Source organism: Amycolatopsis sp. NPDC059021, from assembly GCF_042739895.1.
In the GTDB taxonomy this organism is placed as follows: domain Bacteria; phylum Actinomycetota; class Actinomycetes; order Mycobacteriales; family Pseudonocardiaceae; genus Amycolatopsis.
Genome location: NZ_JBHYIQ010000021.1, coordinates 4436 through 23624 on the forward strand (window position 1 = coordinate 4436; position 19189 = coordinate 23624).

General features: G+C 69.7%; 19 protein-coding genes and 1 pseudogene. 12 read left to right on the plus strand and 8 right to left on the minus strand.

Annotation, left to right across the window (positions count from 1 at the left end):
- Positions 1-47 precede the first annotated feature (47 nt).
- Positions 48-656: pseudogene (locus ACFWX1_RS15010) on the plus strand (DUF998 domain-containing protein); the annotation flags it as partial.
- A gap of 24 nt (positions 657-680) precedes the next feature.
- Here the strand turns inward: ACFWX1_RS15010 and ACFWX1_RS15015 are convergent.
- Entirely contained in the window at positions 681-1757 is a 1077-nt protein-coding gene (locus ACFWX1_RS15015) for a D-cysteine desulfhydrase family protein (RefSeq protein ID WP_378387532.1), read from the minus strand.
- 444 nt (positions 1758-2201) lie between these two features.
- On the opposite strand from ACFWX1_RS15015, the gene ACFWX1_RS15020 reads away from it, so the two are divergent.
- From ACFWX1_RS15020 to ACFWX1_RS15030, 3 genes are read left to right on the plus strand one after another with little or no spacing between them, the layout of a single operon-like run.
- Positions 2202-3587 carry an amidase gene (locus tag ACFWX1_RS15020; RefSeq protein ID WP_378387534.1) on the plus strand — a complete coding sequence of 462 codons (1386 nt, stop codon included), beginning with the start codon at positions 2202-2204 and terminating at the stop codon, positions 3585-3587.
- On the plus strand, positions 3554-4135 hold the full coding sequence (locus ACFWX1_RS15025; RefSeq protein WP_378387536.1) for a TetR/AcrR family transcriptional regulator: 582 nt from the start codon (positions 3554-3556) through the stop codon (positions 4133-4135). The genes ACFWX1_RS15020 and ACFWX1_RS15025 overlap by 34 nt, the downstream gene beginning before the upstream one ends.
- Position 4136: 1 nt before the next feature.
- The gene (locus ACFWX1_RS15030; protein ID WP_378387538.1) at positions 4137-4988 is read left to right on the plus strand and encodes an oxygenase MpaB family protein; all 852 of its coding nucleotides are present in this window, start codon (positions 4137-4139) and stop codon (positions 4986-4988) included.
- Here ACFWX1_RS15030 and ACFWX1_RS15035 read toward each other — a convergent pair.
- On the minus strand, positions 4964-5539 hold the full coding sequence (locus tag ACFWX1_RS15035; RefSeq protein WP_378387540.1) for a CGNR zinc finger domain-containing protein: 576 nt from the start codon (positions 5537-5539) through the stop codon (positions 4964-4966). The genes ACFWX1_RS15030 and ACFWX1_RS15035 overlap by 25 nt on opposite strands.
- Positions 5540-5592: 53 nt before the next feature.
- Between ACFWX1_RS15035 and ACFWX1_RS15040 the strand changes: the two genes are divergently transcribed.
- The 5 genes from ACFWX1_RS15040 (at position 5593) to ACFWX1_RS15060 (ending at position 10154) form a co-directional block, all read left to right on the plus strand.
- A complete protein-coding gene (locus ACFWX1_RS15040) occupies positions 5593-6456 on the plus strand; it encodes an alpha/beta fold hydrolase (RefSeq protein WP_378387542.1) in 864 nt (287 codons plus the stop codon).
- 108 nt (positions 6457-6564) lie between these two features.
- Positions 6565-8025, plus strand: coding sequence for a hypothetical protein (locus tag ACFWX1_RS15045; protein WP_378387544.1), 1461 nt, complete (start codon positions 6565-6567; stop codon positions 8023-8025).
- On the plus strand, positions 8022-8453 hold the full coding sequence (locus ACFWX1_RS15050) for a FixH family protein (protein WP_378387546.1): 432 nt from the start codon (positions 8022-8024) through the stop codon (positions 8451-8453). Before ACFWX1_RS15045 ends, ACFWX1_RS15050 begins: the two co-directional genes overlap by 4 nt.
- Positions 8454-8473: 20 nt before the next feature.
- Complete coding sequence (locus ACFWX1_RS15055; RefSeq protein WP_378387548.1) at positions 8474-9613, plus strand: hypothetical protein; 1140 nt, start codon at positions 8474-8476, stop codon at positions 9611-9613.
- Complete coding sequence (locus ACFWX1_RS15060) at positions 9606-10154, plus strand: hypothetical protein (RefSeq protein WP_378387550.1); 549 nt, start codon at positions 9606-9608, stop codon at positions 10152-10154. Before ACFWX1_RS15055 ends, ACFWX1_RS15060 begins: the two co-directional genes overlap by 8 nt.
- 138 nt (positions 10155-10292) lie before the next feature.
- On the opposite strand, the gene ACFWX1_RS15065 is transcribed toward ACFWX1_RS15060, so the two are convergent.
- Positions 10293-10550, minus strand: coding sequence for a DUF397 domain-containing protein (locus ACFWX1_RS15065; RefSeq protein ID WP_378387552.1), 258 nt, complete (start codon positions 10548-10550; stop codon positions 10293-10295).
- 555 nt (positions 10551-11105) lie between these two features.
- On the opposite strand from ACFWX1_RS15065, the gene ACFWX1_RS15070 reads away from it, so the two are divergent.
- On the plus strand, positions 11106-11369 hold the full coding sequence (locus ACFWX1_RS15070; protein ID WP_378387553.1) for a hypothetical protein: 264 nt from the start codon (positions 11106-11108) through the stop codon (positions 11367-11369).
- Positions 11370-11485: 116 nt separating this feature from the next.
- On the opposite strand, the gene ACFWX1_RS15075 is transcribed toward ACFWX1_RS15070, so the two are convergent.
- Positions 11486-12334: an SAM-dependent methyltransferase gene (locus ACFWX1_RS15075; RefSeq protein ID WP_378387555.1), complete on the minus strand. Its 849-nt coding sequence runs from the start codon at positions 12332-12334 to the stop codon at positions 11486-11488.
- A 77-nt stretch (positions 12335-12411) separates the two neighbouring features.
- The gene (locus ACFWX1_RS15080; RefSeq protein WP_378329726.1) at positions 12412-13269 is read right to left on the minus strand and encodes a helix-turn-helix domain-containing protein; all 858 of its coding nucleotides are present in this window, start codon (positions 13267-13269) and stop codon (positions 12412-12414) included.
- 232 nt (positions 13270-13501) lie between these two features.
- Here ACFWX1_RS15080 and ACFWX1_RS15085 point away from each other — a divergent pair, with 232 nt between their 5' ends.
- Positions 13502-14428, plus strand: coding sequence for an MBL fold metallo-hydrolase (locus tag ACFWX1_RS15085; RefSeq protein ID WP_378387557.1), 927 nt, complete (start codon positions 13502-13504; stop codon positions 14426-14428).
- A 54-nt stretch (positions 14429-14482) separates the two neighbouring features.
- The gene (gene gndA, locus ACFWX1_RS15090) at positions 14483-15922 is read left to right on the plus strand and encodes an NADP-dependent phosphogluconate dehydrogenase (RefSeq protein WP_378387559.1); all 1440 of its coding nucleotides are present in this window, start codon (positions 14483-14485) and stop codon (positions 15920-15922) included.
- A 101-nt stretch (positions 15923-16023) separates the two neighbouring features.
- Here the strand turns inward: gndA and ACFWX1_RS15095 are convergent, their stop codons facing one another.
- From ACFWX1_RS15095 to ACFWX1_RS15105, 3 genes are all read right to left on the minus strand, one after another.
- Positions 16024-16977, minus strand: coding sequence for a hypothetical protein (locus ACFWX1_RS15095; protein WP_378387561.1), 954 nt, complete (start codon positions 16975-16977; stop codon positions 16024-16026).
- 249 nt (positions 16978-17226) lie between these two features.
- The gene (locus ACFWX1_RS15100) at positions 17227-17955 is read right to left on the minus strand and encodes a Clp protease N-terminal domain-containing protein (protein WP_378387563.1); all 729 of its coding nucleotides are present in this window, start codon (positions 17953-17955) and stop codon (positions 17227-17229) included.
- A 50-nt stretch (positions 17956-18005) separates the two neighbouring features.
- Positions 18006-19178: a 4-hydroxybenzoate 3-monooxygenase gene (locus ACFWX1_RS15105; RefSeq protein ID WP_378387565.1), complete on the minus strand. Its 1173-nt coding sequence runs from the start codon at positions 19176-19178 to the stop codon at positions 18006-18008.
- Positions 19179-19189: the final 11 nt, after the last annotated feature.

A 19189-nucleotide genomic window follows, 5' to 3' on the forward strand; every position in this document is an offset into this window, starting at 1 on the left:
CACACTCACCCCCCCCCCCCCCCTCCCGCGCCTCGTTAGCTTGTTGGGTGGGTTGTATTTTTTTATGCGCCCCCCGCCGCCCGGGCCCGGCGCGGCCCCCCCTCGTCGCTATCGCGGGGATCGGCTGGAGCCTGTTCACGATCACGGTGCTGCACGTGATCAGCTCGCACGACCCCGTCTACGACACACTGTCCAGCTACGCCTTCACCGACCGCGGCACCGGCATGCTCGCGGCGAGCATGCTGTCGATGGCCATCGGATCGCTGGCGGTGCTCGGAGCACTGCACGGCGCCGGGGTCCAGCTGTCCCGGACGGCGCGGCTGCTGCTGGTGCTCTGGGCGCTGGGCCTGGCCACGGCCGCGGCCTTCCCGGCGAGCTATCCGGCGGCCCCGGACCCGGTCAGCGGCGAGATCCACCTGTACTCGTGCCTGATCGCGTTCCTCAGCCTGCCGGGCGCGGCCTTCTCGATGCTGGACACGCTGCGCGGACGGCCGGAGCGCGCGCTGGTCGTCCGGCGGCTGCGGCTGACCGCCGCCGCGTTCGGCCTGTTCGGGCTCAGCTTCGTCCTCGTGCGCCTGGACGAGGCCTACCACGGGGTGTTCCACGTGCTGGCCACCAGCCTGCCGATCGGGATCACGCAGAAGCTGTTGCTCGTCGCCGACGTCTTCCTGCTGTGCGGCCTACTGCGCGTCGCGCGCATCGCCGAGGTGAGCGAGGCTGTCACCGGTCTCGACCGCGGCGGCGAATTCGGGCGCGTAGCCGTACAGGCCGGGCAGGCCGCCGGTGTGCACGAACACGACGTGCTCGGCGGGGGCGAACCTGCCCTGCGCAGCCCATTCGACGAGCGCGGCACCCACCTTGCCGGTGTAGACCGGGTCCAGCACGACGCCCTCGGTCCGGCCGAAAAGCCGTAGCGCCGCCCAGGTCTCGTCGGTCGGGACGCCGTAGCCGGGGCCGATCGTGCTGTCGCTCATCCGCACGTGATCGAGCGCGGGCGGGGCGACGTCCAGCAGCGCGGCGCCCTCGGCGACCAGCTGCGCCAGGTTCTCGGTGGCTTCGTCGAGCGGATGGCTGACGCACGCGATGTCGACGCCGAGGCCGCCCAGCAGCGCGCTGCCCAGCGTGATCCCGGCCGAGGTGGCGCCACTCGCGTGCGGCGCGACGACGCGGGCTCGCTCGATCCCGAGATCGGCGAGCTGGACGGCCAGCTCACGCGTCGCCGCGACGTAGCCGAGGGTGCCGAGCGCGTCGGAACCGCCGACCGGGACCGTCGCGACCGTGCGGCCCTCGGCGGCGGCTTCGGCGATCAGCCGGTCGTAGACGCGGCCGGTCTCCTCGCCGTCGGCGCAGACGTGTACCCGGGCGCCGAAGAGCCGATCGAGCGAGAGGTTCCCGGAGCGCTCGTAGGCCTCGCCCGAGCGCGGGACCTTCGCCGTGAGGACGAGTTCGCAGCGCAGCCCGAGCTTCGCGCAGGCGGCGGCGGTCTGACGACCGTGGTTGGTCTGCAACGCGCCGAACGTGACGACCGTGTCCGCGCCCGCGGCGAGCGCGGCGCCGAGGTGGAACTCCAGCTTGCAGAGCTTGTTACCGCCGACGCCCAGCGGATGCACGTCGTCCCGTTTGAGCAGCAGATTCGGCAGGCCGAGCGCTTCGCCGAGGCGCGGCGCGGGCAACAGCGGGGTGGGCAGGCCACCAAGCTCGACACGGGGTACGGCGTTGAGCGCCGCGCCGGGGAAGCCAGCCAGGTCGTACGTCATCGTGCCTCCACGGTCTCGGTATCCACCGCGTTCACGGTAGCGACGCCGCCATGCGCCCCACTGAGGTCTTTCTCGGTAAGGGATGGGGTGCGGCTTCGCTGGGGTCCGTTCCCCGGGGCGGTCGAGTGACGTTGGTGGCTGACGGGGCGGGCTGGCGCGGTGGTGTCGGTGTCGCGAAAGCTCCGTTGGGGACGGTGAACGTCCCGAACGACGCGTTCGGGACATGGGGCCCGGTGCTGGGGTGTCGCGAAGGGGACCTTGGCGACGTTGAACGTCCCCAATGGACCATTCACGACCCTGTTGACCAGCGCGAAACCCGCACCAGCCATCGCACGCGACCACTACTGACAAACCTCCTTGGGGCGCTCGACCCCGGACGTCGCGTGGGCGAACACCACGTGAACGGTGGTATTGTTCGTTCGAACGAACGAGACGGGAGCAGCCATGACCGCAACCCCGCAGACCGGCCTCACGTTCGCCGGGCTCGCCGATCAGGCGCGCCGCCTCGCCGAGGGCGCGGTCAGCTCCGCCGAACTCACCGCCGCGGCCCTCGATCACGCGAAGGCGAGCCAGCCCGTCCTCAACGCGTTCCGCCACCTCCGTGAAGACGAAGCCCTGCGCGAAGCCGCGGACGCCGATCGCAAGCTCGCCGACGGCGAACGCGCCCCGCTGCTCGGCGTGCCGATCGCGATCAAGGACGACATCGACATCACCGGTCTGCCTACGGCGTTCGGCTGTCCCGGCGAGTTCCCCGTTGCCACCGCGGACTCCCCCGCCGTCACCCGGCTCCGGAACGCGGGCGCGGTGATCATCGGCAAGACGAACACCCCCGAGCTGGGCCAGTGGCCGTTCACCGAGGGGCCGGCCTTCGGCGCCACCCGCAACCCGTGGCACACCGGGCACACGCCGGGAGGTTCGTCCGGCGGCTCGGCTGCCGCGGTCGCCGCCGGTGTCGTCCCCGCCGCGCTGGGTTCGGACGGCGCCGGGTCGATCCGGATCCCGGCGGCGTGGACCGGGCTGGTCGGGATCAAGCCCCAGCGCGGCCGCATCCCGACCGACGGCGAACTGTTCCACGGCCTCACCGTGCTCGGCCCGCTGGCCAGGACGGTCGCCGACGCCGCGCTCCTGCTCGACGTCGCGGCGGGGACGCGGGAGAAGTTCCAGGCGGCGGCACACCGCGCGCCGGGCACCCTCCGCATCGGACTGTCCACCCGGATTCCTTTCACCGCAACGAAAACCCGGCTCGACCCGGTGGTGAACGCGGCGACCCGGCGGCTCGCCGAGACCCTGGCGGGCCTGGGCCACGAGATCGTCGAGATCGAGCCGGACTACCGGCTGATCGGGCTGAGCTTCCTGCCTCGCTCACTCGCCGGTGTGCGCGACTGGACCACTCGCGTCCCCGACCGTGCCCTGCTCGACCCGCGTACCCGCGACAACGCGCGGCAGGGAACCCTGCTCGGCGGGCTGGCGCTGCGTCTCGCGCGCGGCGCGGAACCGTTGCTGCACCGGAAGATCGGCTCGGTGTTCGGCAGGGTCGACATCCTGCTGACGCCGACGACCGCGACCCCGCCGCCGGCGATCGGCAGCTTCGACGGGCTCACCAGCTGGCAGACCGACCAGGCGATCACCGCGGCCTGCCCGTACGCGTGGCCGTGGAATATCCTGGGCTGGCCGGGAATCAACGTCCCGGCCGGACTCACGGGAGACGGGTTGCCCATCGGTGCCCAGCTGCTCGGCCCGTCGCATGCCGAAGAGCGGCTGATTTCCCTTGCCGCGCAACTGGAAGAGGTCGAACGGTGGCCCGACCGGCAGCCCGCGACGGCTTGGTGAGCACCCGGGAGGCCATCCTCCGCGCCACGCTCACGGTGGTCGGCGAACGCGGCGTCGGCGGCCTCACCAACCGCCGGATCGTCGCCGCCGCCGGTGTCTCGCTCGGCACGCTCACCTATCACTTTCCCAGCCAGACCGAACTCCTGCGCGAGGCGATGCTGCTGTTCGCCGAGGAGGAGACGGCGAAGCTGGCCGGGCTCGTCGAGGGCTACCGCGAGGCGGGGCTGAGCGTCGAGCAGGCGGCGGTCGTCGTCGAGCACGTCATCGCGGAGCTGCCGTTCGGCACTCAGGAACTGGCGCCCCACGAGCTGTGGTTGCAAGCGGCACGAGACCCCGATCTGCGCGAGGCGTCGGAGCGGTGCTTCGCCGCGTACGACGAACTGGCCGTGACTATCCTGCGAGCGCTGCATGTTCCTGACGCCGAGCGCCTGGCGGGTCCCGTCGTCGCGCTGATCGCCGGGTTGCAGTTGCGCCGTCTCGCGACCGGTGCGAGCGCGGTGCCCGCCGCCGAACCGCTGATGATGCTGCTGCGCGGAGCCCAGGACTGAAATGGCGGTCCCGATACGCAAGGGCACGGCGGCGTGGCGCTACTTCGGCGATTTCCGGGACGTTCTGCTGGCCGGACAGGTATTGCTGTTGCAGGTCGCGCATCCGGTGGTCGCGGCGGGCGTGCGGGACCACTCGAACTACACCGAAGATCCTTGGACGCGGCTGATGCGCACCGGTGCGTCACTGTCGATCTACGTCTACGGCGGCGAAAAGGGCGCGCGGTTCGAGGCGAACCGGCTGCGAGACCTGCACCGGACGTTCACCGGGATCGACGACGGACGCCGTTACAGCGCGTTGAATCCGCATGCCTACGCCTGGGTGCACGCCACATTGGTCAAAGTTCCCGTTGATGCGCAACGGTTTTTCGGCCGTCCACTGTCTTCGTCCGAATTGGACGAATACTACGCGCAGATGTGCGACGTCGGCAGGCTGCTCGGAGTGCGGGAGCAGGATCTGCCGCCAGACTGGGCAGCATTCGAGCGATACTACGACGAAATGGTCGCCGGATTCGAGGGCAACGGCACCATCGAGACCCTGCTGGAAACCATCCGCACGGTGCGGAAACCGGTGGGATGGCTACCGGACTCGTGGTGGATTCCCCTCCGCCGCGGGCAACACCGAGCGCAGCTCTTCCTCATCCGCGCCACACTGCCCCCGGCGTTCCGCAAGCGACTGGGTCTACAATGGACGGATCGCGACCAGCGCCGGTTCGAGCGTTTCGCCGCCGCCGTAAGGATTTTCGGCGCACTGGTTCCTGTCTCGCTGCGCTCGGCGCATATGCGTGCGGTCGGGCGGCTCAACGTCTGGCTGCGCGCCCATCCCCGCGCCTACCGGTTCTTCGTACGCGCGTAGTGCGCCCTGGCCTTCGCGCGATTGCCGCAGCGAGCCATCGAACACCATTGCCGGGTCCGGCGCGGGGACGCGTCACAGAACCGCAGGCCGCAGTCGTCGGCAGCACAGATCCGCACGGCCGCCTCCCCCGCCGCCAGCTCGATCGCGTCGACGGCCAGCACCGCGAACGCGGACGCGACCGGATCAGGCGGCGGCGGGACCTCCCGGCGCACCTCGCCACCCCGTTCGACCCGCAGCCGCGGTGGCAGCGGCGGCGCGGCCGCGGCGGCCTCGTTGATCAGCTGGACGTCGGCGGGGCGTGGCGCTTTGCTCTCGGCCACCGCCAGCAGCAGCTTGTCGACCGCTTCCCGCAGCGCCCGCGCGGCGATCAGATGCCCACTGGTCACCGACGCCGCGCCGACGGTGAACCCCGCGAGTTCGAGCCACTCGGCGAGCGCGTCCGGGCCGGTCAACAGCTCGACGCCGCCGAGATGCCGCGAGCGGAGTGTGTTGACCAGGTCCAGGCAGGGCCTGCCGCCGTCGAAGACCCATTCGGTGTCCGGACTGCGCATCGCCTCATCCTAACCCTTGTCGCGGGTTAGGAAGCGCTCTATTCTCTAACCCCATGAACGGGTTAGAGAAGCACTCGGCCATGGCGACGGTCAACGGACTCCGGACGCACTACCTGCGCGCGGGCGAAGGGCCGCCGCTGTTCCTGCTGCACGGCTGGCCGCAGACCTCGCACTGCTGGCACCGCGTCATCGGCCCGCTCGCCGAGACGCACACCGTCATCGCGCCGGACCTCCGGGGCTACGGGCGCACCGACAAACCGCGTGACGGCTACGACAAGCGCACGATGGCGGCCGACATCGCCGCGTTGGCAACGCATCTGGGCTTCGACCGGGTCGCCGTCGCCGGCCATGACCGGGGCGGGCGCGTCGCCCACCGCTGGGCGCTGGACCGGCCCGATCAGGTCGAACGGCTCGCGGTGCTGGACATCATCCCGACCCGCGAGATGTGGCGGCGGCTCGACAGCGAGCTCGGCGCCGGCTACTGGCACTGGCTGTTCCACCTCCAGCCCGACCTCCCTGAACTCCTCGCCGGGCAGAACATCGCGGCCTATCTGGGATACTTCTTCGAGCGCTGGACGTACCAGCGACAAGGCCTGCGCCCCGAGGACGTCGAGGAATACGTCCGCGCGTTCTCCGCGCCTGGCGCGTTGCGCGCGGGCTTCGACGACTACCGCGCGTCCTTCCCCGCCGACGCCACCGACGACGACGCCGATTTCGCCGCGGGCAACCGGCTCGCCATGCCCTTGCTCGCGCTGTGGGGCGCCAACGGGCTGACCGGCAAGCTGCCGGTGCTCGACATCTGGCGCGAATACGCGCCGGCCGCCACCGGCTCGGCGATCCCGGAGTGCGGGCACTTCCTCCCCGAGGAACAACCCGGAGAAGTCGTGGCACGGCTGCGCGAGTTCCTGATGGGCTAAGGCGTATCCCCCGTCCTCGGTCAGGGACGGGGTCCCCCGCACTGGGGATGGGAATTCCCCCGGCTCCGTGACGCCTTCCCCCGCGCGGACCGGTTGACTGATCCGGCAATGGGGACGAAACCACACCGGCGGCGCGCGGCGCTGCTGCTCTTGCTGTGCGCACTGGGGTTCGCGCTCGGTGGCGGCGTCGCGTACGCCGACGGCGCGCCCGTCGGCAACGACGTCCAGGTGGCGCAGACGCTGGGCAGTCGCGACCTGACCGTCATCATCCGCCGCGTCGACATCACGCCGGGGCCGCTGCGCGTCGACATCGTCACGCACGCGGGCAGCGCCCCGGGGTCGCTGCACCTGCGGGCGTCGGCGGCCGGTGCGGTGCGCTCGGAGACCGACGTCCAGCTCGGTGCAACGCCCGGTTTGTACGGCGGCGAGTTGCGCGTCGAACAGCCTGGCCCGTGGGAACTCGCGATCGGCGACGGCACCGGCCAGACCGCGACGATCCCGTTCATCGTCGCCGCCAGGGTCGTCCCGCCGTGGGAAAAGGCGGCATACGGCGGGTTCGTCGCCGCCGGAGTGTTCCTCGTGCTCGCACTGGTCGTGGCGATCCGGTCGCGGCGCACCGGCTACGCGCTCGTCCCGGCGGGCGGGATGGTCGCCGCGCTGGCCGTCGCGGTGACCGGAGCACTGCTCTCGTCGGGCACGCCACCCCCGCCGGCGCCCGGCACGCAGCTCGACCCGACGCTCGACAACGTCAGCGATCCCTACGCCAACGCTCAACTGTCCATAATGGATTACTCACGGCCGCCGGTGAACTTCGCCGTACACACCGACGACGCGAAATCGGGACACCCCACGGAACTGCGGCTCGCGTTCACCGACGGGTCGACCGGCCGTCCGGCCGACGACCTGCTCGTGCACGACGACGCGCTCGTCCATCTCGTCGTGATCTCGCCGTCCGGACGACTGTGGCATCTGCACCCGGTCCGCGTGGCGCCCGGCGACTACCGGGTCCGTTTCACCCCGCCGGAGTCGGGCACCTACGCCGTCTCCGCCGAACTCGCGAGGCGCGGCGGCGGCGTCCAGCTCGTTCGGTCCACAGTGGACGTCGCTGCCGGTGAAAGTTCCGAACCCGCGAAGCTTCCGGACGGGCCGGGTAAGCGCGTCGTCGACGGGACGCCGGTCGAGGTCACCGCCACCGCGGTGACGCCGGGGGTTCCGGTCACGATCACCGCGAGGTTCGGCACCGCCGACCTCCAGCCGTGGCTGGGCATGCTCGGCCACCTGATCGTCGTCGGCCCGTTGCCGGGCCCCGGCAACGTCGGCGCGGCCGCCGCGACCGCGCCGACCTGGGCTCACGTGCACGCGATGCCGCCGTTCGTGGCCGGGATGACCGGGAAGCCGGACGAGACCGTCGCCGCCTACGGCCCGGACGTCCCGTTCACCTACACCTTCGCCGCGCCCGGCCGGTATCGGCTGTGGCTGCAAGCCGAACGCGGGTTCTCGGTGGTCACCGTGCCCGTCACGATCGACGTCCCGGCCGCGGCGCCGGGCGCGGAAGGAGGCCGACGGTGACCGGCACCGACGCGACCACCACCCCGGCGGCGCCTGCCCGCCGACGTCCGGTCGTGCTGATCGTGGTCGTCGCGCTGATCGTCGCGGGCGTGCTCGCGTGGCTGTTCTGGAGCGGGAGTTCGTCCACGCCGGTGTCCGCGCAGACGACGTCGGGTCCGTACACGGTGCGGCTCACCGGCGAGCAGCCTCGGATCGGCGGCAACGGCTTCACGCTCGAAGTCACCGGACCGGGCGCGGACGCCGTGACCGTCGAGCCGGTGATGCCGCAGATGGGGCACGCACTCACGCCGGTGCCCGCCGCGGCCGACGGGCCGGGTCGCTATCGCGCCGACGTCGGCCTGCCGATGGCGGGCCAGTGGGAGCTCACCGTGTCACTGCGCGGGCCCGCCGGTCCCGCGAACGTCGTCTTTCCCTTGCTCGTCAAGTAAAGAAAGAAGGAGGTCGGGGGATGGATCTCACCGCGTCGGGGGCCCGCGTGGTCACGACGGCAAAACGGGCACGCACCGGGCTCGCGCCGGCGAGCACGGTGCTCGGGGGTTCGGTGGTCTCGCTGATCGGGCTCACCTGGGACATCCAGTGGCACAGCGACGTCGGGCCCGACACGTTCTTCACGCTGCCGCACCTGTTCCTGTACGCGGGCAGCGCGATCGTCGGGCTGGCGAGCCTCGCCGTCGTCCTGATGACGACCGCGGCGCGCCGGGCCGGGCGGCCGGTCGACCCGCGTATCGGCGGCCGCGCGATCAACGTGTTCGGCCGGACGTTCGCCGCGCCGATCGGCTACCTCGTTTCCGGCGCGGGGGCGGCGTCGTTCCTGTTGTACGGACTGTGGGACCAGTGGTGGCACGGGCTGTACGGGTTCGACGCGGTCATCGACTCGCCGCCGCACATCGGGCTGTTGCTGTCGATCACGATCTCGATCATCGGCACCACGATGGTGTTCGCCTCGGCCCACGAGCATCGCTGGGGCGTCGTCGGGACGCTCGGCTCGCTGTCGGTGCTGCTGGCCTTCAGCGCGGTGACCGTGCTCGGGCTGCAGCAGGTCGACCTCGACCCGGTGGACGTGATCCGTGCCGCGACGGCGTTGCTTTCGATCCTGTTCGTCACGACCGCGGCCGGTTTCCTGCGCCGCCCCGGCGCCGCGGTCGCGACCGCAGCCGGGCTCGTGGTGCTGCAGGCGGTGTTCTGGTGGTTCTCGCCGTGGGCGGCCCGCGCGTACGCGGACATGGTCGGCCTCCCGGTGCGGGACTACGTGAGCGGTATCCCGGAGATGCCGTCGCTGATGCCGATGGCGCTGCTGCCGATCGCCGCCGTGCTCGAGGTGCTGTTCCTGTTCGGCACGAAACGCGGCTGGCACGCCGGCCGGGTCTCGGTCATCGCGGGCGGCGTCGGCGGGCTGCTGCTCGGGGTGTCGCTGGTGGTCCAGAACGCCTGGATCTACCCGAAATACCACCCGGCGGCCGTGGTCGTGCTGGCGACCGGCGTCGCGGGTGGGGTGCTGGGACTGCTCGGCGGGTTCGCCGGGTGGCGGTTCGGCGGGATGCTGCGGCTGCTGGCGCCCGCGCGGAAGGGGGAGGACGCACATGCGTAGGACTTTGCTGGCGTTGTGCGCCGTGGCCGGTCTGCTGTTCCTGTCGGCGGCGCCCGCGAATGCGTACGAACCGGTGAACATCGTGCACACCGAACGCGTGCAGGCGGGTCCGTACGGGATGACGGTCGGGTTCAGCACCTGGCCGCTGCGCGCGATGCAGTCGCTGGACTTCACCTTCATCCCGGACGGCGGCATCGCCGACAAGTCCGGCACGCTGTCGCTGTTCAACCCGGAACTCGGCAGGTACAGCAGGCCGCAGCCGATGGCCCGGCATCCGCGCAAGCTCGACGTGTGGGGCCTGGACATCCGCTCGCTGCAGGCGCAGGGCGACTGGAAGTTCAAGTTCACGATCACCGGGCCCGCCGGGGCGGGCAGCGGCGAACTGCCCGCGGTGCACGTCCTCGAACAACCCGGGCCGCCGATGGGCGTCAGCTGGGCGATCAGCACCATTCCGCTGCTCGTGCTCGCCGCGCTGGTCGTCGTCGCCTGGCGCCGTACCCGCGCCCGGCTCCGCGGTGGTGGCCTGCCCGCCATCGCGTGATCGCGAGTGTTCGTGAAGGCCGTCTCGGAACTTCCGAGACGGCCTTCACGGGTTATAAGGGCAATCCACCGGGCAAATTCGGGCAGGAGTGAGCAACGTCACCCGATTGGTGCAGACCAGGACGCGGTGGAGGGAAAGCTAGGCGGCGGGAAGGTCGAACTGCCCGGCCTTCACCGCGACGACGAAGGCCTCCCACTCCCCCGCGTCGAACACGAAGACGGGGCTGCCCTGGAGCTTGGTGTCCCGCACTCCCACCAGGCCCTCCCGGCTCAGGTTGACCTCGACACAGTTGCCGCCGTTGGGTTCGCTGGCGAACGACTTCTCCCAGGCGGACTCGTCAAACAGGGACACGGCCGTGTTCGGATCGTAATCCGCTACCGACGGATAATCCGCCATGGGTCGTACCTCCGGGCTTCGGTAGGGGTGCGGTCGTCACTTCGATCAAAGCCGCATGTCCCCGGGTATTTCTTCAGCTCTATGGACTAGTCCGCGCGGCCAAGCGGGTGATCAACTCATCTTGACCTCGACATGAAGATTATTCCAGTTGTAGGATTAATCGCAGCGGCCGGGGCAACGGTTGTTCGTAAGTTGCCAGCAACTCGTAGCTCGATGGCAATGAGCGACAAGCCCGCCGACCGCGACCCAGCCACCGCCGACCTCATGGGGGAGGATCAGCGTGATCATCCAGGACAGCGCGCCACCGGGTGCGCTGGTTGTGGGCAGGCTCGCACGGGGGACCGTGGGCGAATCCCGCCGCGTAGTGCATGTTTTCCCTGCTGACGCTGTTACGGACACCGGTGCGCTGATCACCGGACGCTGCGGGGGAGCGCTTCCCCGCGCCGATGTCGAGTGGGTCCGGCCGGGCATGGGGATGCCCTGCGAAGGCTGCCTCGGCTTGCAGGGAACCGGGCCGAACCGGTACCCACGACCAGAACTGGGGGTGTGATCCCAATGGCTGTCCGGCTCACTTCGCTGTTCCGCCGTGAGCAGGAACACACGCACACCGGACGTCGAGCGATCGCCCACGAACTCCGCAACCGTTTCGGTTTCAGCCTGATCCAGGCGCCGCTGCGCAAGCAGCCGACCCTGAGCACCGAGCTGGACCTCCCGGAGCCGCGCGCACCGCGCCACGATCCGATCCGCACCACGCGCCCGCTCGAGACACAGATCGACCTGAGCCACCTGCTGCCGCACCACCTCGGCTCCCACGTCTGACCGCCCCACCACACAAGGGAGCCCCGGGTACCTGCGGACCCGGGGCTCCTTGCTGTCCTGGCTCAGGTTCCGCGCCAGGGCTCGCGGCTCAAAGTTCGCGGCTCAGGGTTTGCGGCTCAGGGTTTGCGGCCGAGACCCCCGATCGAGCCGGAGAAGGCGGGGTCAGGGACGAGCCGCTTGGTGGCCTTCGATTCGGCCTCGTCCAAATGCCACTCCGGCAACCAGGCGATACCCGGCTCGACAAGGTCCAGACCTTCGAAGAACTCCGAGAACTCCGCGCGGCTGCGCAGGTGGAACGGCGTGCTGGACTCCTTGTACTGCTCACGGATGCGGTCGCGGCTCTCGCCGTCCCCGGTCGGCACGCCGTCGCCGGTCAGGTGCGAGGACAGGAAGTAGGAGCCCGACGGCAGCAGCGAAAGGTACTGCTGCACGATCTGCCGCGCCGGTTCGTCGGGACCGAGGAAGTAGAGGACGCCGACCATGATCAGCCCGATCGGCCGCTGCGGATCCAGCGCGCCGGTGTCCAGCGCGCGGCGCCAGATGTCGGACGGGTTCCGCAGGTCGCCCTGCAGGACCGCGTGCCGCGCAGCCACGCCCTCGCGTTCGAGCAGGATCTGCGAATGCGCGACCGCGACCGGCTCGATGTCGACGTACACGCAGCGCGCGTTCGGGTTCACCGACGCCGCGACCTGGTGCACGTTGCCGACCGTCGGCACGCCGGACCCCAGGTCCAGGAACTGCTCGATGCCGTTGCGCGCCAGGTACCGCACACCCCGCCCGAGGAATTCGCGATTCGTCCTCGCCACCGTCTTGATCATCGGGAACGTCTGCACGGCCCGCTCGCCGAACTCGCGGTCGATGGCCCAGTTCGCGGTGCCGCCGAGGAACCAGTCGTAGATGCGGGCGGCGTTGGGACGTTCGAGGTCGACACCCTCGGGGGCGTCGGGCTCAGGGATCTGTGTCATGCCCGGGATTCCCTTCGGCAGGCGAAGACAGCGCAGGCCGCCACCCTATAAGAAACGCTTTCACCTTCCGCTGGTGGTCAGGCCTGCATCTGCCTGCGATAGACCTCGGCGAGCTCCTTGAGGAACTGGCGGGTCTCCTGCCGCTCCAGCGCGGCGCCGCGCAGCCTGTCCCAGGCGTCGACGAAGATGTTGAAGTCCTTGACATCGTCCAGGTACAGCCCGCCGGCGGAGTGTTCGATGTAGACGAAGTCACGCGTGCGGTCCGGGAACCGCATGATCGTGAAGTCGTTCGGCACCGACGCCAGCTTCGCGCCGAAGGGCAGGACGTGGATGTACACCCGCGCGTGCCGCTCCATGCCGAGCAGGTACTCGACCTGGTCCAGCATCACCGCGGGCGCGTGGCCGCCCGGTGCTCGGCGCAGCGCGCCCTCGCTGATGATGAACCGGTAATACGGTGGCTGCTGCTGCTCGAACACCGCCTTGCGGTCGAGCCGGTTGCGCACCAGCGACGTCACGTCCGTGGCACCGAACTCGGTGAACTGCTTGAGCATGTAATGCTCGGACTGCAGTGGCCCGGGAATCCGCTCGCCGTGCCAGGTCAGGATCTCCGCCGCCGCGGGCTCCAGATCGGTGAACGTGCGGAACCAGTGCGGCACCACCGAGCGGTAGCCGGACCAGTGCCCGCGCTGCCCGGCCGCGGCGCGGGCCAGGTTCATCAGCGTGTCGGCCTCTTCGCCGTTGATCCCGAACGCGTTCAGCATCGACCGCACATCTCCGAGCTTCACCCCGACCGCACCGGACTCGATCTTGTTGACCTTGCCCTGGGTGCAGCCGAGAACCTCGGCGACCTGCTGTTGCGTCATCCGCGCCGCGTTACGGGCATGCCGGAGCTCGTTGCCGAGCTGCTTCCGGCGCGAGGTGACGGTGCTGGCCATCGCCTTGCTCTCCCGGACGTAGAACCAGGGTGACGGCGAACGCCGCCACCCTTACGCGAACTTCGAACCACCCAGGTTACTGCTTCACCTTGCGAAGTTCGATGATGACACCGCGCAGCGTCTCAGGAAACGATCCGGAACGCCAGTCACCCTCGGTGTCACTCGCCTGGACCAGCGCATATCGGGACTTATCGGACAACTCCCGGGCCGCTTGGTGCGGCATAGTGGGCCCGTGACCGATCGTTCCCCCTCCGCCGCGTCCGTCCGCCAACTCGCCGAGGGTGTCTACGGCTACGTCCAGCCGGACGGGTCCTGGTACATCAACAACTGCGGGTTCGTCGACGGCGGCGACCACACCGTGCTGATCGACACCTGCGCGACCGAGCGGCGGACCCGTGCGCTGCTCGCCGCCGTCGAGGCCACGACGTCCAGGCCGGCGGCCACGCTGATCAACACCCACCACCACGGCGATCACACGAACGGCAACTACCTCGCGGACGGCGCCACCATCGTCGGGCACCGCAAAACCCGCGAGGAGTTGCTCGCCACCGGCATCCAGACCTATGACGCCGTCTTCACCGGCAGCGACTGGGGGCACCTGGAGCTGCGCGTGCCCGACGTCGTCTTCGACGACCGGCTGACCGTGTACGCCGGCGACGTCGAGATGCGGCTCATCCATCCCGGGCACGCCGCGCACACCACCAACGACGTGCTCGTGTGGCTGCCCGCGCAGCGGGTCCTCTACTGCGGGGACCTGGTGTTCAACGGCGGCAGCCCGTTCGCGGTGATGGGCTCGGTCGCGGGCTGGCTGGCCGCGCTGGACATCCTGCGCGAGCTGGAGCCGCGGGTGATCCTCCCCGGGCACGGCCCGGTGTGCGGACTGGAGGAGGTCGAGGCGGTGGCGAGGTACCTCCGGTTCGTCCAGGAGACCGCCGAGCGGGGCAAGTCCGCCGGGCTCGCGCCGCTCGAGGTGGTGAAGGACACCGACCTCGGCGAGTTCGCCGCGTTGTCCGAGCAGGAACGGCTGGTCGGGAACCTGCATCGCGCGTACGCCGAGTTGGACGGCGGGGCTGTCCTAGGCGCGCCGATCGACCTGGCCGCCGCGCTCACCGACATGATCGTCTTCAACGGCGGGGCACCCATCCGCTGCTTCTCCTGAGCGCGGCTAGTGTCTGAATCGAGAGAGACCAGCGTTCTCGAAAGGGTTGTGCGAATGAGTAAGAAAGCGAGCATCGGGGTCACCGGGCTGGCGGTCATGGGCCGGAACCTGGCACGGAACCTCGCCCGGCACGGGCACACGGTCGCCCTGCACAACCGGTCCGAGGAGCGGACCCGTGCGCTGGTGGACCAGTTCGGCGACGAGGGCGACTTCATCCCGGCCTACTCCGCGCAGGAGTTCGTCGACGCGCTGGAGCGGCCGCGTCAGGTCGTGATCATGGTCAAGGCAGGCGCCCCGACCGACGCGGTGATCGAGGAGTTCGCGCCGTTGCTGGAGCCGGGCGACGTCATCGTCGACGCGGGCAACGCGCACTTCGCCGACACCCGGCGCCGCGAGGCGTCGCTGCGCGAGCGCGGGCTGCACTTCGTCGGCACCGGCGTCTCCGGCGGTGAAGAAGGCGCGCTGCACGGGCCGAGCATCATGCCCGGCGGGTCGGCGGAGTCGTACGCGTCGCTCGGGCCGCTGTTCGAGGACATCTCGGCGAAGGTCGACGGCGAGCCGTGCTGCACGCACGTCGGGGCCGACGGCGCCGGGCACTTCGTGAAGATGGTGCACAACGGCATCGAGTACGCCGACATGCAGCTCATCGCCGAGTCGTTCGACCTGCTGCGCGGCGCGGGCGGCTACTCCCCCGCCGAAATCGCCTCGGTGTTCCGGACCTGGAACACCGGACGGCTGGACTCCTACCTGATCGAGATCACCGCCGAGGTGCTGGCGCACGTCGACGCCGCCTCCGGCAAGCCGTTCGTCGACGTCGTCGCGGACGCCGCGGAGCAGAAGGGCACCGGTCGCTGGACCGTCCAAATCGGACTCGACCTCGGCGTCCCGATCTCCGGCATCGCCGAAGCGGTGTTCGCGCGCTCGCTGTCGGGTTCGACTGGTCTGCGCGCGGCCGCCCGCGGTCTCGGTGGTCCTTCGCGGTCTCCGCTGTCGGGGGCCGCTTTGGACCGTTTCGCGGACGACGTCGAGCAGGCGCTGTACGCGTCGAAGGTCGTGGCGTACGCGCAGGGCTTCAACCAGATCCAGGCCGGGGCGACCGAATACGGCTGGAACATCGACCTCGGCCGGGTCGCGTCGATCTGGCGCGGCGGCTGCATCATCCGGGCGAAGTTCCTGAACGACATCACCTCCGCCTACGCCGCCGAACCCGCGTTGCCGACACTCCTGACCTCGGGCGGCTTCCGCAAGGCCGTCGAGGACGCGCAGGACTCGTGGCGCTCGGTGATCTCGACCGCGGTGTCACTGGGCATCCCGACCCCGGGCTTCTCGACCGCGCTGGCCTACTACGACGGCCTGCGCGCGGACCGGCTCCCTGCCGCGCTGGTCCAGGGACAACGGGACTTCTTCGGCGCGCACACCTACCGCCGGGTGGACCGCGAAGGCTCCTTCCACACCGCATGGGCCGCCGAAGGCCGCCCCGAATCCCTCGCGTGAGCCGCGCGCTCGTGAGCTGATCCGAGGGACGCCCTCGGTGCATCCAGCGCAGCGAGGGACGCCCTTGGTGCATCGAACGCACCCAGGGCGTCCCTCGGTGTTCAGGCGAGCACCCTGACGTTCGGACGTGGACGAGCGGCGGCAGCACGATAAGCCGCTCGCAGTTCGGCGAGCACAGCATCGGTATCCGTGCGCAACCGCGCCGGCAGAGTCTGGAGCACGATGACTCCCGCGGCGGCATAGCGACCGTTCCGAGCCAAAGTCCTGGCGTATCCCTCCGGATCTAGGTGATACGCGAGTGAATCGATCTCCCATGCCAAGCCCACCTCATCGAACCAGGCATCCGGCTTGGCGATGATCACACCATTCCTGTCCAGCAGCCGGTGATTCCACAGTGGAGCCGGCAGTTCGCTCCGCTGCCACAACTGCTCGGCGTCGATCTCCGCAACCGACTCCGTGCCCGCCATCAACTCCGCGATAATCCTCCGTGGGATCGCGCTTCCCCGGCTGCTTCCCGCCTCGAGCTCACAGGAAAGCGCCGAGACCGAAGCAAAACCCCGTTGAACGCACTCCGAAAGCAATGCACGAGCCGGACGCAGGTCGGACATCCGCCGTACGGTATCGAGAACCGCACGGGCGGCGGGTGCGACAGGCGTGCCCGCGCGCTTGATCGGCCGTGGCATACGACGAGTGCGTTCGATGAGCACGAACCCGCTGCTCTGAACCTTGCAGCCATGTGGCGTGAGCACATGCACGGGCCCGCTGCCGGGGATCGAGCGCAGTCTGTGAGCACGACAGGCCTCGGAGCCGGTCACCACTGCTTCCGACCCCGCGTAGAGCTCCGCCGCAGCAAGCATTTGTTCCCGGCTCGGTGTTGTCTTGTACAGCGAGAGCACTCCGGGAAGGAGGCGCTGCCATGGACCATCGGGCCGGCAACGCCGATATGCGGTGTATCGCGGAACGCCCAGTTCCACCAGCCTTTCCGCTCTTATGACGCCGTGTTTGCTGTTGTCGACGAGTAGCTCGGGGTCGACTCCCCACAACCCGCGTTTCATCACGCAATCGTGGGTCTCGAAGCCGGGGCGGCGCCACCGGCAGCTCCCGATCTGTGGACAACAGTGGCGGTTGTGGATAGATCCGAGGGACGCCCTCGGTGCATCCAGCGCAGCGAGGGACGCCCTTGGTGCATCGAACGCACCCAGGGCGTCCCTCGGTGTTCAGGCGAGCAGCGTCACCAGGGCCGCCGCGACCAGCACCACCCACCACCAGACCCGGGCTCCGCCCCAGCGCATGGCGGGCCGGGCTCATTCGGTGCGGGTGGCGAGGATTTCCGCGATGGCTTCCAGGATTTTCGCCTCGGCCGCGTCCTTCCGGATGCCGAGGCCGTCGAGAACCTCGAACCCGGCGCCCTCGCCCTGTTCCAGCAGGGCCAGGAGGATGTGCTCGGTCCCGATGTAGTTGTGGCCGAGCCGCAGCCCCTCGCGCAGCGTCAGCTCGAGCGCCTTCTTGGACCCGGCGCCGAACGGCACCTTGAACGGCACCGGATCGACCGGTTCGGGCAGCCGTGCTTCGGCCGCCTCGCGGACGGCTTCGAGCTTGACGCCCTGCGCCAGGATCGCGCCCGCCGCCAGCGCCGCGGGTTCCGAGAGCAAGCCGAGCACCAGGTGCACGGTCTCGATGCTGCCGTTCGACGCGTCGCTGGCAGCCTTCTCGGCGGCCACGATCACGTGCCGCGCGCGGTCGGTGTAGCGGCCGAAGACGTTCTGGATCTTGCCACCGCCGGAGTCGTCCTTCGGCACGAACCGCTTCTGCGCGGCCTGCTTCGTGACGCCCATGCTCTTGCCGATGTCGGTCCACGAGGCCCCGGCCCGCCGGGCCTGGTCGACGAAGTGGCCGATCAGGTGGTCGGCCACTTCGCCGAGGTGTTCACCCACGTAGACCGCGTCGGACAGCTGGGCGAGGACATCCTTGTCGTTGGTGCTCTTGATCGCGCTGATCAGGTCGTCGAGTTTGATCGGATTGGGTAACGTCATGTCGTCAACTGTAGGTTGACGCAACCTCGGCGTCAACTAAGAGTTGACGATCAAGCGAAGGGCAGGCCGACGTAGTTCTCGGCCAGACTGGTCGCCGCGGCGCGCGAAGACGCGGCGTACCGCAGCTGCGAGAGCTGCAGGCGCCGCGCGAAACCGTCGGCGTGCGGGTCGGTGTGCAGCATGGTCGTCATGAACCAGGAGAAGTGCTCCGCGCGCCACACCCGCCGCAGGCAAGTGTCCGAATAGGACTCCGCCAGCTCCGGGTCGCCCTTCAGGAACGCTTTGAGCGCACGGGAAAGCACCCGTACGTCGGCGACCGCGAGGTTCATCCCCTTGGCCCCGGTCGGCGGGACGATGTGCGCGGCGTCGCCCGCGAGGAACAGCCGCCCGTGCCGCATCGGTTCGGCGACGAAGCTCCGCATCGGGGTGATGCCCTTGTCCAGGATCGGGCCTTCCCGCAGCACGAAGTCGCTGTCTACTTCGAGCCGCGTCGTCAGCTCGGACCAGATCCGGTCGTCGGACCACTCGGCCAGCTCCTCGGCCGGATCGACCTGGAGGTACAGCCGGGTGATCTCGGGCGAGCGCATGCTGTGCAGCGCGAAACCCCGCTCGTGGTGGGCGTAGATCAGTTCCTCGTCCGAGGGCGGGGTCTGCGCGAGAACACCCAACCAGGCAAAGGGGTAATCCCGCGTGAACGTCGTCAGTACACCGTCCGGAATGGACGGACGGCTGACGCCGTGAAACCCGTCGCAGCCCGCGATGACATCGCATTCGAGCGTGCGCGCGACACCGGAGGCATCCCGATAACGCACCACCGGGCTGTCCGTGTCCACACCGGACAATTCCACATCGGACACTTCGAACTCGACGGGAAGGCCGCGTGCCTCGTGCGCGTCGACGAGATCCTTGACGATCTCCTGCTGCCCGTAGACGGTGATCGCCTTCCCGGTCAGCTCGGTCAGCGCGATCCGATGGTCGGCACGGTCGAAGCGCAGCGAGAAACCCTCGTGCGGCAATCCTTCGACGTCCAGCCGAGCGCCGAGCCCGATTTCGCGGAGCAGCTCGACGGTCGGCTGTTCACACACCCCGGCACGCACGCGCTGCCGGACGTACTCGCGGTCGCGAGCCTCCAGCACGACGGCGTCGATCCCCTCCAGATGGAGCAGATAGGACAACAGCAGTCCGGCGGGGCCGGCACCGATGACGGCGACCTGGGTGCGCAAAGACGTTACCT